The sequence below is a fragment of the Mesorhizobium sp. M7A.F.Ca.CA.002.05.1.1 genome, assembly GCF_003998335.1.
Classification (GTDB): domain Bacteria; phylum Pseudomonadota; class Alphaproteobacteria; order Rhizobiales; family Rhizobiaceae; genus Mesorhizobium.
In genome coordinates this window covers 1-12,159 of sequence record NZ_RZQI01000076.1, presented here as the reverse complement: position 1 = coordinate 12,159, position 12,159 = coordinate 1, and the positions used below count along the sequence as shown (strand labels likewise).

The window sequence follows — 12,159 nt, the reverse complement described above, 5'->3', positions numbered from 1 at the left end:
GCAATGTCGTGGGCATCAACACGGCGATCTATTCACCCAATGGCGGCAGCGTCGGCGTCGGCTTTGCCATTCCGTCGGATCAGGCCCAGAAGGTGGTCGCCAAGCTGATGAAGGGCGGCTCCATCCAGTACGGCTATCTCGGCGTTCAGATACAGGAGGTGACACCCGATGTCGCGAGCGCCATCGGGCTCGACCATTCCGGCGGCGCGCTGGTTTCAGAGGTCAACGACGGTTCGCCGGCGGCCAAGGCCGGCGTCGAGACGGGTGACGTCATCACCAGCTTTGCCGGGCAGGACGTGAAGGATCCCAAGGACCTGTCGCGGGCGGTCGCCGATGTCGCGCCGGGCGCCAGGGAAACGGTGGATGTCTGGCGCAAAGGCAAGCCGATGCGGATTTCCGTCGATGTCGGCCAAAACAGCGCCGATGCGAAGACCGCGTCGCTGGACGACGGGTCCGACGCGCCGAGCGCCGGGCGCGCTCCGGCGATAGGGCTCGGCTTGATGGATATAACGCCCGACATTCGCCAGCAGATGAACCTAGCCGGCAAGCAGCACGGCGCGGTGGTTGCCAGCGTCAACCCCGACAAAGCGGCCGCCGCTTCCGGAATACAGGCCGGCGACATCATCGTCGCCGTCAATCAGGTGCCGGTCAAGAACGCCAGGCAGGTAACCCAGGCGATCGCCTTGGCCGGCAAGTCCGGCAGGAAATCGGTCCTGTTGCTGGTCGAGCGTGGCGACGCTCAAATGTACATCGCGGTGCCTTTTGCCAGTGGCTGAGAACTGCTGTTGACGGGAACGCGGAGCGGCAGGTCCATCGGTGACGGTCCCGCCGGTCTCCGCCCGTCAAGATTTCGGTTGCCCGTCACGGCATCTTCGAGAACATTGCGTCAGGCCGATAGTGGCCTGATTGCATGGGGATTGCCGCTATGGTCACCCGAGGTTTCTCTTCAGGACGGCGCCCGCCAGCCGATGGCGATGCCCGCATCCCGCCGGGCCAATATCTGGAACAGGGTTTTCCGGTGCTGTCGGCCGGTCCGACGCCGCGCGTGCGTACCGAGGATTGGTCTTTCACGCTGAAACATGGGCCACGCCCGATCAAGAAATGGAACTGGACCGAGTTCAACGCGCTGCCGATGACCAAGATGACACGCGATATCCATTGCGTGACAGCATGGACCAAGTTCGACACGCCGTGGCAGGGCGTGCTGGTCGACGATATCCTTGCCGATGCGGGTGTGGAGCCGCCGACCGGCTTCACGCTGGCGCACGCGTTCGACGGCTACACCACCAACGTGCCGGTCAAGGACCTCACCGCCGGCAAGGCCATGGTGGCGCTGCTCTACGAAGGCAAGCCGATCACACCGGACCATGGCGGCCCGGCAAGGCTGCTGGTGCCGCATCTTTATTTCTGGAAGTCGGCCAAATGGTTGAACGGCCTGCAATTCACCACGCGAGACGAGCCCGGTTTCTGGGAATTGCGCGGCTACCATATCTATGGCGACCCATGGCGCGAGCAGCGCTACACGGACGATCCATGAGCGATGCGGCGGCAGTGCAGTCGCCCTGGCAAACAGCCGGCATCGTCCGCATCGAAAAGCGCACGCCGCGTGTCACCAGCTTCTTTTTCCAGCCGTCTCGGCCCTTCGCCTATCGCGCCGGGCAGCATGTCGACGTCAGGCTGACGGCGCCGGACGGCTATCAGGCGCGCCGCTCCTATTCCATCGCCTCCGCGCCCGAAACGAGCGGCGCAATCGAACTGGCGATCGAAAAACTCGACGATGGCGAGGTCTCGCCCTTCTTCCACGAGGTCGCGGCAGTGGGCGATGAAATCGAACTGCGCGGGCCGCTTGGCGGGCATTTCGTCTGGCCGGAGGATGAGAGTGGACCGCTTGTTCTGGTCGGCGGCGGTTCGGGCGTCGTGCCCTTGATGTCGATGCTCCGCCACCGCGCCGCGCATAATTCAGCGGTGCCCGTCGTCCTGGTCTTTTCGGTCCGGGTCTGGGACGAAGTGATCTTTCGTCACGAGTTGATCGCCCTCGACGAACGCCAGGACGGCTTCGACCTGATGCTGACACTGACGCGCGAAGCCGCACGCCGCCCGGCCGACTATGCGCGGCGGGTAGACGTCGCGATGATGGTTCAAGCCATGACGCGGCTGCCGGAGCCGCCTGGCATCGCCTTCGTCTGCGGCTCCAACGCCTTCGTTTCCGCGGCCGCCCAAGCGCTGATCAATGCCGGCGTTGCAGCGGAAATCATTCGCACCGAACGCTACGGAGTTTGAACGGACTCTGGCGGTTCGGTAGAGACACGATGCTTCAAGCCTTGAAAATCGACCGATGAGGTAATACCTTGTCGGAATATGGTATTACCAAGGAGTGAAGATGGCCACCACCGTCACGGCAAAGGGACAAGTGACCATTCCCAAACCCGTCCGCGACCTCCTGGGGATCGTCCCGGGCAGCAGAGTCGATTTCCGGCGCGCCGCCGATGGCAGCGTGGTGTTGGCTCGGGTTGACAGAAAGCCGCCTGCGAGCCGCTTCGCCAATCTGCGCGGCCATGCCGGCGAGGGGCTCACGACCGAGGCTATCATGGCGCTGACGCGTGGCGGAGCGTGACGTTCGTCGACACCAACGTTCTGCTCGACCTTGTTACGGACGATCCCAATTGGGCGGGCTGGTCGATCGCGCAACTCGAGGCGGCAAGCCTCGATGGGCCATTGTTGATCAATGATGCGGTCTATGCAGAACTTGCCGTTCGCTACATCAGAATCGAGGATCTTGAGGCATTTCTGGATGCGGCCGGTCTCGAAATGGCTCCGATGCCAAGAGCCGCCCTTTTCCTTGCTGGAAAGGTATTCACGCAATACCGCCGATCGGGAGGATCGAGGACCGGCGTCTTGCCTGACTTCTTCATCGGCGCACATGCCGCCGTCACCAAGCTTCCGCTTCTGACCCGTGATGTCGGCCGCTACCAGACCTATTTCCCATCCTTGAGGCTGATCACTCCCGACGCCTTATAGCTGCCGGGTGGGCCTTCCTTCAGCCGACCGGAAAGAAATCCGCCGACAGCAACTGGAAAGGCAAGGCGCCATAGGCGGCCACCGTGGCCGCGTCGTTCCACTCGCGAAACTGTCGCGATGGTCGCGCCTCGAGCGTCAAGGCAACTCGCGCGCCGCCGAGAGTCACCTTGCCGCGAAAATGCAGCACGCGTTCCCTGCCGGACCGGCTGATGGCCATGGCGCGCAGGCGGGCAATATGCTCGCCACCGTCATTGATCTCCATCTCGATGCGGCGCCGGACCGGCGGAACGCCGATCCTGACGGTGATTTCGAGCATCATGTCGCCGGTCGTTTGCGGACAGGCGATGGCCTGCGAAAACACCAAAGGCGCCGATGCTGCTTGAGGCTTGCGCGCGGCCGATCTGCCGCGCCAAGGTGTGGCGGGCGGCTCCTGCTGCAACCGGCCCTTCTTCCGCTTCAGGCGCAACTGCTTGGCAAGCCCGCGCGATAGCCAGACAAGACCGCCGAAATCCGTGCGCGGCTTGGCTTGCAGAACCGACGACCAACGCGACAGGCCAACCCCGTCGGCCATGTCCAAGATTCTGGCCATTGTCGGTTCCGGCACCGGAATGCCGATCTCGAACGTTAGATAGGATAACGCCACCGCCGCTGGAACCGCCAGGCCGCGTCTGCCGACGATGTCGAGGAACGTGTCCCAATCGACGTCTTCGCCATGGATGGCGACCGCGCAGTCGACAAGCCAGTCGCTGTGGGTATGGGCGTCGAGGCCGCCATGGGCGATGGCCAGGGCCATGCGATCGGCCGGCGACGGCACGAAGACCGCGACGCCGCTGAATTGTGCCGGGACCGCCCGTTGCCAGATGGCCAGGTCGTCTTCCGCGCTCGTCTGCGACCCGTCATAGCCGAGCTGGTGCAGGTCGATGTCACCGAAACGGCCCTTGAAGAAGTTCATCGACCGCAGCGACGCCAACCGGGTTCGCAGATATTGCGCGCTGACGCCCGAGGCGATCTGCCAGTCGCGATCGCGCAAGATGTCGAAGACGGCAGCCATGTCGCGCGGGCGCACCAATATGTCGATATCATGCGCCACCCGGCCACGCTGCGCCGACGCGTTCAAGGCAATGCGGCTGGCGCCCTTTATCAGCATGATGTCGGCGCCGCCGTCGGCCATCGCCTTCAGCGCCGGCTCGGCCTCGCGCATCGCCATGCGCGACTTCGTCCACAGCATCTTCTGCAGGCCGACGAGGCGCGGATGGGCGGCATGCCCGGCCAGCTTCCTGCCGAACCTGTCGGAGATGGCGGCGAGCAGGCGATGTTCTCGAAACGAGACGAGATCGATGTCGTTCTCGTCCAGCCAGCGCGCGGCACAGGCAGCGGCTGCGTCCTCATCGGAGAGCAGCGCCGCCTTCAGCAACAGGTCCAGCTGGCCGGTGGGCCACGACCAGCCATAGTCCGGGAAGCGGCGGCCGATGCGGCGAACGGGCGTGGCGTTCAACTGGAACCTGCCTTGTTCTGGGCTCGCCGCTGCATGGCGAGCCTTGCGACCTGGAGGTAGCCCCGGTCGCGTGCCGGATCGCGGCCGTAGGAAAGGCTGCCCGGACGGATGCGGCGCAATGCAAGCACGTCGTCGAGCATGGCAAGGGCAAAGCCTGCCTCACGAACCCGGGCGATCCAGTCGATCATCTCGCCGCGACCGCCTGGTGGGTCGATGATGGGACCGACGCTCTGCACCACCTCTTGGCGGATCATCATCGTCGTGCGCGACCAGCCAGCTCCACTGGTCGCATCGGGCAAATCGGGGCTGTCGCCGCGAAACGTCCGCCAATGCGTAAAGACGCCCGTTGTCCCGGGATGACGGTCGAGATGGACCAGCTGCTTTTCGATCTTGTCCGGCAGCCACAAATCGTCGGCATCGAGCGTCGCGATGAGCGGCGTCGAGAGTGCCGCAATGCCGCGGGTCGTTGCGCTGCCAGGTCCGGCATTGTCCTGTCGCAGCACCGTCACCGGCAGGTTCATCGCTTCGATCACCGCAGCCGTATCGTCGGTCGAACCGTCATCGACCACGACGATGGCCTCCGCCTTTGCCGTCTGGGCCAGAACGGAGTTCAGGGCAGCGCCGATGGTGGCGGCCGCGTTGAAAGCCGGAATGACAACGCCGTAGCCTGCCATCAAAGGAACCGCCACTGCGCGAGATCCTTGAAGTCGAAAATCCCCTCCACCCGGCGCAAGCTGGGGTCGGCCTTGCGACGCTTCATCGACTTGTGAATGGCGCGCATGAACTCGCGAAAGGGCACATCGGCTTCCTTGGTCATGTTGCCGGGATGACGTCTGTAGTAGAGAGCCACCGTATCGGGCATAACGTATTTTGTCTGGCTCTCAAAGATACGCAAAAGATAGTCGGTGTCCTCGGCCTGTTTGAAATCCTCGTCGAAACCTCCGGTGCGCTCGATGAGGTTTCGCGCAAAGATCCCGGCGGACAGGTGGATCCCTCGCACGGTGATGGAGTGGCTGTCGGCGGCCGGTTCCAGCGTCTCGCCATCTATCTTGTCGACCAACGTCATGCGCGAATAGGTCAGGTCCAGGCCAGGATCTTCTCCGAAGCAGGCGAGATCCGCCTTGAAGCGCCCTGTCGGGGAGATGTCGTCCGAATCGAGAAACGACACCAGGCCGGTCTGCGGCAGCAACTGCTTCAGCCCGGCATTGCGCGCCTTTGTGACGCCGCCATTGCTCTGCTGGAAAAGACGAATGCACGGGGCCTCGTCGATCAACGACCGTACGACGGCTGCCGAACCATCGGTCGACCCATCGTCGATGACGATGATGTCGAGATCGATGTCTTCGCGCTGCCTGAGCAGCGAGCGCAGCGCGAGGCCAACGAATTGTTCGCGATTGTAGACCGGCATGATGACGCTCAGCTTCATGGGCGTCTCCGGCAGCATTCCGGGCTTGGCTGATCCGACTTGATGGTGTCGAGCATCATAGCATCCGCCAATCGGTGGGACTCTTCAATTCGAAGATTCCCTGGACCTCTCGCCGTGCCGGATCGGCCTTGCGCCGCCGCATCGACTTGTGGATTGCACGCAAGTGGTTGCGGACCCTGCCGCTATGTTCCTTGGTGACATTTCCGGCATGGCGTCGGTAGTAGATCGCGACGGCGTCCAACAATTCGTAGTTCGGTCCCGCCTCGAAAACGCGCAGCAGATAGTCGGTATCCTCAGCCTGCTCGAAATCCTCATCGAACTCGCCCGTCCGGTCGACAAGCCCTCTGCTGAACACGGCGGCGCTCAGCGAAATTCCCCGAAGTGTCATCGTGCGGCTGGCGACTGCCGGTTTCAGCCGCTCATCGTCAATCCGCTCGACCAGCGTCATCAGCGAGTAGGTCAGCTCGAGTCCGGGGTCTGCTCTGAAGCGCGCGAGGTCCTTCTTGAACCGTCCGGCCAGCGAGATGTCGTCAGAATCCAGAAACGAAACGAACTCCGCATCCGGCGGCAGTTGCCGCAGCCCGGTGTTGCGCGCCCTGGCTACGCCCATGTTGGATTGCTGGAACAGTCGGATGCAGGCGTTTTCGCGCATCATCGAGCGCACGGCCTCAGCAGAGCCGTCGGTCGAGCCGTCGTCGATGACGATGATGTCGAGATCGGCGGCGTCCCGCTGCCGCACCAGCGAGCGCAATGCCGAAACGACATAGCGCTCACGGTTGTAGACGGGCATTATCACGCTCAGTTTCACGAAGCGCCCCGCGTGAGAAAGTCCGCAATCGTACCGGCTATCTCCTGTGGCTGCGTCCCCAGCGACAGACGATAGCACGGCAGCAGGCGGGTCAGGTCGCTGAAGAAGCGAAAGCCGCTCTCCCGCTCGCCCGGCATCTGCGCTATGCCCGACGGCGCCAAGGCAATCATGGCATCCCTGCGCGACACCGGCACGATCGAACTTGCCTCGCCTCCGCCGATATGTGGCACCAGCAGCGCGATGATGTCCAGAGTTTCGGGCACCGGCCGAGGCGCGATGTCATCAATGTGAAAAGCATGCTTGCCTTGCCAGTTGAGCGGACCATGCGCTTTCAGCCGATGCTTCAGCCCAAGCCGAACGAACCCCTGGGGATCCTGTTTGAGTGTTGAAAACAGTGGGCGGGCAGTCACGCCGTTGGAGAGGTCGACCAGCACATAGTCGTCGCCGACGCTGTCCAGTCCGTTGAGGAGGCCGGCGGCGACGGTTCCGGATTTCCCGGCCCCGCCCGCGCCGGCCAGCAGCACGCCCCTGCCCTTAGTCCCGAGCGTCCCCGCATGGGCCAGCCGCATGCCGCGTGCCGCATATTCCCAATGCAGGAAAGCCCGCAGCGGCGCTCCCGGCTCCCACGGTGGAAAGGCATCGGCCGAAGCCATCAATTGCACGCCAACGCGACGTTGCGGATCATAGAACTGCCAGAAATCCAGGTCGTGAAAATGGTTGCCGCGCAATCCGGCCTCCGCCAGCCGGGTGGCGAAGCCATGCTGCGTGAAGGGCCCCTGGCCCCAACTGACCGGTGCCGCGATGCCGTCTATGCCGGGATGTGCGACGAAGACGCGGCAGCTGTCGGCAGGCGTTCGGTTGCCCGGAGCCGTGACAAGGCCATGAGCGACGGCATCCGCCAATGCGCCGACGCTGACATGCGCGGTCAGATCCAGATGCGGCAAGCTCGCCTTGCAGGTCAGCGGATAATGCGCGGCGCTGCTTTCTGCTTGCGCCAGGACATGGCGTGCGTAGTCAACCAAGTTTTCGAGAGTGACGTTCGGCATGGGTCTGCCTGTTCCGGAGCTGCCCGGCAACGAGAACCTGATGGGCGCTTCAGTTGGCCTGCTTCACCGCGGGCCAGCCGAGGGGCTCCTCGACCTCGTGGATGGGATCGACGACAATGAGATCGGCGAGATCGTCATGGATGTCGACCTTCAGGGGCTCTCTGGCAGCGGCGAGCTGAGCCAGCAATTCGCTTGGAGCCGGTCTTGCCACGCCATCGGTTACGGCCGCCAGCAAACCGAATTCGAGCAATTGTGAAACAAAGCCGTCAATCGCGGCGGCATCGAGGGCGCCAATGCCGGTCGCGGCGCCGACCAGTTCGGAGGCAGGCACGCCGGACGACAGTGCATCCCAAAGTCTGCTGCCTGAATCAGAGAAGCCGAAATATTTACCCGTGGTCAGGTCAAGAACGACGGCTTCGCCGTCGAAGGATTCAAAGACGATATCCTTGCTGGCAATGGCATAGATGCCGGATTGTCGCATGTTTGCTCCCCCGCCGAGCAGGCCGCGGAGATGATCTTCGGGCCTACGGTCAACCCCACCGTTGCAGGCGTCTAACCATTTGCAGGGTTTTTGGCAAGATGGCGCAGGCTCGGGGGCGAGCGCAGCCGGTCACGCTTCGATTTCAAGCGCAGAAAGCGGCTTCGAGCAACAGGCGAGGATAAAGCCGTCCTCGATTTCGTGATCGAGGATGCCGCCATTGTGACTCATCTCGACATCGCCCGCGACCTTCCTCACCTTGCAGGTGCCGCACAGGCCGAACTCGCAGGCGGCGGGAATCCGCACCCCAGAGGCGCGTGCCGTCTGCAGCACGGTCTGGCCGGCGACGCATTCGGCATCGACATCGGAAAGCGAAAACCGGATCGGTGTCACGGCCTCGACGGCAGCAGCAGCGCCGTCCTCCGCCGGCGGCGAGAACGGCGCCGGGATTTCCTCCACGGCAGGCGCAGCAAAGCTTTCCTGATGGTATTTCGCCATGTCGAAGCCGGCGGCGTCCAGCATGCCGCGCACGGCGCGCATGAAGGGATCGGGGCCGCAGCAGAAAATCTCGCGCTCGCGGAAATCGGGCGCCAGCAATGGCAGCCGGATCGCGTCGATGCGGCCCATATGGCCGAACCAGCCCTCGCGGCTCGACCGCTCCTCGATCATGAAGCCGAGCGACAGGCCGGGCATGCGGCTGCCGAGCAGCTCGAGTTCCTTGCGGAAAATGATCTCTTCCGGGCGGCGCGCACAGTTGACGAAGCCGACATCTGTCCATGGCGCACAGTCGTTCAACCAGCGCAGCATCGACATCATCGGCGTCACGCCGGAGCCCGCCGAAATGAACAGATATTTGGCCGCCGGGTGGCTATGCAGCGAAAAATCACCGGTCGGCCCATAGGCCTTGACGTGCGAGCCCGGCGTCAGATGGTCGAACATCCAGCGCGTGCCGGTGCTGCCCGCCTGCGCCTTGACCGTCACCGCGATCGAGAATGGCCGCGACGGCGAGGACGACAGCGTGTAGGTGCGCATCAGCGGCCCGTCCAATGTCGGCAGTTCCAGCGTCACGAACTGGCCCGGCTTGTAGCGGAACCAGGTCTGGTTGTCGGAGCGGAAGGTGAAGGTCTTCACGTCCGGCGCTTCGTCGCTGACGCCGATCACTTCCAGCACCTGCAGCCGGTCGTTCCAGGGCGTCATCTGGTCGAGATGGCGATAGAGGCCAAGGTCCGTCATCGCATTCATCCTCTTGTCCCCTGGGCTAGGCGACGCTGCGCAGGGCCGGCCGGCCGCCTTCGGCAAGGCGCGGCCCGATGAACGACGTGTACCACTCGACGAACTGGATCACGCCGCCCTCATGCAGCTCCGAATAGGGGCCTGGTTCGTAGGCCGGCGACAGGATGCCGAAGGCGTTTTCCTCGACGATGCGGCGGTCCTGGTCGTTGGTCTCGGTCCAGACATGGGTGAGCTCAGCGAGGTCGTAGTCGACGCCTTCGACCGCATCCTTGTGGACGAGCCATTTCGTCGTCACCGCGGTTTCCGTGGCACTGATCGGCAGCACGCGGAAGGTGACGGCATGGTCGCCGAGGATATGGTTCCAGGTTGTCGGATAATGATAAAGCAGCAAGGAGCCGATGCGGTCGGTTGAAACGCTGTCGGACAGGTTCTTCTTCACCGCCCGTTTTCCCGTCATGGTGTAGCTGACGGCATCGCGCAGCAGCGGCGCGCGGGTGGCGCGGTACTGCCCTGCCGGATCGATGCGGAATTTGCTCGGCAAGCCTGATGCCTCGCATCTGGCCCAGTGCGCGACCATCTCGGGGTCGCTGTCGGCGCCGTTGACGCCGGTCACGGTCGGCGCCTCGGGGAAGGTCTTGCACAGCTCAGGGTGATTGGCGACGCAGTGGTAGCACTCGCGGTTGTTTTCCCAGACCAGCTTCCAGTTGCCCTTCTCGATGATCGTGCTCTCAAAGGCGATCTTTGCCTCACGCAAACGGTGCGGCAAAAGATAAGGTTCGATCATCGCCCGCATCGGCGCGAAATCCGCCGGCTCCTTGGCCAGGCAGATGAAGATGTAGCCGCCGACGCTCTCGCAGGCGACCGGCTTCAGGCCGAAATCACTCTTGTCGAAACCGTCGGCCATCTGGCGGGCAAACAGCAGGCGGCCGTCCAGCTCATAGGTCCACTGATGATAGGGGCAGACGAGCTTTGCCGCCGTACCCTTTTCCGCGTTGCACACGCGGCTGCCGCGATGGCGGCAGGAATTGTGGAAGGCGTTGATCTTGCCTTGCTGGTCGCGGACAAGGACGACCGGATAGTCGCCGATCTGCACGGTGATGTAGCTGCCCGGCTTCGGCAGTTCGCAATCATGGCCGATGAACAGCCAGTCGCGATACCAGATCAGCTCCATGTCGAGCTTGAAGTAGTCTGGATCGGTGTAGAAGGGCTGCTCCAGCGAAAAGCCTTGCCGGCGCCCCTTCAGGAGCCTCAGCATGTCGTTGCGGGTATCCATGTCCTGTCCTCGTTTCTAAGGACTGAACTGGTGGTGATGGAGGAAGGATTGAAACGCAGGCCGGCTAGGTGCCGGAAGCGCTATCCACCTCTTGACCGCCCACCGCGATCAGTCGAGTCTAAAAATCTCGGGCTGGTTTCCGGGCTCTGGAGTTGTCCTTGCGGACCATCGCGACACCTTCCCAGGCAGTTGCCCAGTGGTCTCCCGTTGCGACTTGAACTCCACCACCGTTGCGGGGGCAGCGCCGGATTCTGACCGGCTTCCCAATTCTCCGCCTCGTCGTCACGAAGCGGCACCTGAGATGGGTATGATCTAACCACGATCGCTGGCGCGCCGTCGGCATGAAAACGACATCGTATCCATGCGGCGCGACACGGCATGCGAAACGTCACCGCAGATCGTCGCGGGCCGAAATCCCGCCTCCCGGGCGGCCATTTGCCGGCTGCGATCTTCCCGAGTCCGACCCTTGGCGGGGGTCAAAAAAGGTTAACGGTTTCGAAAAGTGACTATTAGCTTGACCTAAAATCGAACCGAACGGTTCGTTTCTGTTGACGGTGCGTGCAGGACGGTGTGAACGCCGGGCCTTTGAAACAGTCAGTGATCCATCGGATGGTTAAACTTAACATGCTGATATAGAGAGGAAAAATGTATCTCTAGATTCCCCTGGCACAATTTCAAGGTGTGGATTCATGGTCCACACGGAACAACTTCGTGATTGGAAAAGGCGGGGTTGCCCTCCCACATCGGGGCTGTCCGAACGACGCGATTTCATTTCCAAGACACGCCGCTAGACGGACGGAAAAAGACGATACTGGAGTACAAAAATGAAAAAGATCATTCTCACTGCCGCAGCCCTTCTGGCCATTTCCGGCAGCGCCTTCGCTGGTAGCGACCACTACGGTTCGAACGCCGCGGCAGCCACTGCTGTCGACAGCTCGTACACCGCTTCGACCAAGAAGTCGGAACCGGCTGCTCAGGCGCCTGCCCAGGGTGCTGACCACAACCTCTTCGGCAACAACTAACAGCCGATTCCCAGTCGACGGCGGGCTCGCCCGCTGCCCTGGCGAAATTCAGACATTCGAAATTCAGACATTCAGGAGTATTTAAGATGAACAAGATCCTCATTGCTGCCGCCGCCGTTCTGGCCATCACCGGCAGCGCTTTCGCGGGCAGCGACAACTACGGTTCGAACGGCGCCAACCAGCCTGCCGCCGCTGTGGACCAGTCGTACACGGCTTCCACCAAGACCTCGGAACCGGCTGCCCAGACACCCGCTCAGGGCAGCGATCGTAACCTCTTCGGTCGCTAAAACCAATTTCGCAAGCGACGGCAGCTGTGCCTGCCGTCGCTTGCGAAATTGGTTTTAGCGACCGAAGAGGTTA

The 12,159-nt window shown here is 62.8% G+C and carries 15 protein-coding genes and 1 riboswitch; of the genes, 7 read left to right on the top strand and 8 right to left on the bottom strand.

Annotated elements, in window-relative coordinates; all coding sequences use genetic code 11:
* The 5 genes from EN939_RS06425 to EN939_RS06405 all read left to right on the top strand — a co-directional run.
* Positions 1-776 (top strand): PDZ domain-containing protein (locus tag EN939_RS06425; RefSeq protein WP_127267353.1); only part of this gene is annotated, 776 nt, incomplete at its 5' end.
* Positions 777-925: 149 nt separating this feature from the next.
* The gene (locus EN939_RS06420) at positions 926-1,537 is read left to right on the top strand and encodes a sulfite oxidase-like oxidoreductase (protein ID WP_127267352.1); all 612 of its coding nucleotides are present in this window, start codon (positions 926-928) and stop codon (positions 1,535-1,537) included.
* Positions 1,534-2,280 carry an FAD-binding oxidoreductase gene (locus EN939_RS06415; protein ID WP_127267351.1) on the top strand — a complete coding sequence of 249 codons (747 nt, stop codon included), beginning with the start codon at positions 1,534-1,536 and terminating at the stop codon, positions 2,278-2,280. Before EN939_RS06420 ends, EN939_RS06415 begins: the two co-directional genes overlap by 4 nt.
* A 100-nt stretch (positions 2,281-2,380) precedes the next feature.
* Positions 2,381-2,614 (top strand): AbrB/MazE/SpoVT family DNA-binding domain-containing protein, encoded by a 234-nt coding sequence (locus EN939_RS06410; RefSeq protein WP_127267350.1) that lies wholly within the window; start codon positions 2,381-2,383, stop codon positions 2,612-2,614.
* On the top strand, positions 2,611-3,018 hold the full coding sequence (locus EN939_RS06405; protein WP_127267349.1) for a type II toxin-antitoxin system VapC family toxin: 408 nt from the start codon (positions 2,611-2,613) through the stop codon (positions 3,016-3,018). The genes EN939_RS06410 and EN939_RS06405 overlap by 4 nt, the downstream gene beginning before the upstream one ends.
* 19 nt (positions 3,019-3,037) lie before the next feature.
* Here the strand turns inward: EN939_RS06405 and EN939_RS06400 are convergent, their stop codons facing one another.
* From EN939_RS06400 to EN939_RS06365, 8 genes are all read right to left on the bottom strand, one after another.
* Positions 3,038-4,513, bottom strand: coding sequence for a nucleotidyltransferase family protein (locus tag EN939_RS06400; RefSeq protein ID WP_127267348.1), 1,476 nt, complete (start codon positions 4,511-4,513; stop codon positions 3,038-3,040).
* Positions 4,510-5,187, bottom strand: a complete 678-nt coding sequence (locus tag EN939_RS06395; protein ID WP_127267354.1) for a glycosyltransferase family 2 protein — start codon at positions 5,185-5,187, stop codon at positions 4,510-4,512. Before EN939_RS06395 ends, EN939_RS06400 begins: the two co-directional genes overlap by 4 nt.
* Positions 5,187-5,939 (bottom strand): glycosyltransferase family 2 protein, encoded by a 753-nt coding sequence (locus EN939_RS06390; protein ID WP_127267347.1) that lies wholly within the window; start codon positions 5,937-5,939, stop codon positions 5,187-5,189. Before EN939_RS06390 ends, EN939_RS06395 begins: the two co-directional genes overlap by 1 nt.
* 55 nt (positions 5,940-5,994) lie before the next feature.
* Positions 5,995-6,729: a glycosyltransferase family 2 protein gene (locus tag EN939_RS06385; protein WP_127267346.1), complete on the bottom strand. Its 735-nt coding sequence runs from the start codon at positions 6,727-6,729 to the stop codon at positions 5,995-5,997.
* 14 nt (positions 6,730-6,743) lie between these two features.
* On the bottom strand, positions 6,744-7,793 hold the full coding sequence (locus EN939_RS06380) for a serine kinase (protein WP_127267345.1): 1,050 nt from the start codon (positions 7,791-7,793) through the stop codon (positions 6,744-6,746).
* Between the two features lie 49 nt (positions 7,794-7,842).
* On the bottom strand, positions 7,843-8,274 hold the full coding sequence (locus tag EN939_RS06375) for a PqqD family protein (protein ID WP_127267344.1): 432 nt from the start codon (positions 8,272-8,274) through the stop codon (positions 7,843-7,845).
* A 129-nt stretch (positions 8,275-8,403) separates the two neighbouring features.
* Positions 8,404-9,504, bottom strand: coding sequence for a hybrid-cluster NAD(P)-dependent oxidoreductase (locus tag EN939_RS06370; protein ID WP_127267343.1), 1,101 nt, complete (start codon positions 9,502-9,504; stop codon positions 8,404-8,406).
* A 25-nt stretch (positions 9,505-9,529) separates the two neighbouring features.
* Positions 9,530-10,777 carry an aromatic ring-hydroxylating oxygenase subunit alpha gene (locus EN939_RS06365; RefSeq protein ID WP_127267342.1) on the bottom strand — a complete coding sequence of 416 codons (1,248 nt, stop codon included), beginning with the start codon at positions 10,775-10,777 and terminating at the stop codon, positions 9,530-9,532.
* A gap of 113 nt (positions 10,778-10,890) precedes the next feature.
* A riboswitch (cobalamin riboswitch) is annotated at positions 10,891-11,092 on the bottom strand.
* 509 nt (positions 11,093-11,601) lie between these two features.
* Here EN939_RS06365 and EN939_RS06360 point away from each other — a divergent pair.
* Together EN939_RS06360 and EN939_RS06355 are read left to right on the top strand one after the other, a co-directional pair.
* On the top strand, positions 11,602-11,799 hold the full coding sequence (locus EN939_RS06360) for a DUF680 domain-containing protein (protein ID WP_027039902.1): 198 nt from the start codon (positions 11,602-11,604) through the stop codon (positions 11,797-11,799).
* A gap of 86 nt (positions 11,800-11,885) precedes the next feature.
* The gene (locus EN939_RS06355) at positions 11,886-12,086 is read left to right on the top strand and encodes a DUF680 domain-containing protein (protein ID WP_127267341.1); all 201 of its coding nucleotides are present in this window, start codon (positions 11,886-11,888) and stop codon (positions 12,084-12,086) included.
* The last annotated feature ends 73 nt before the right edge of the window (positions 12,087-12,159 follow it).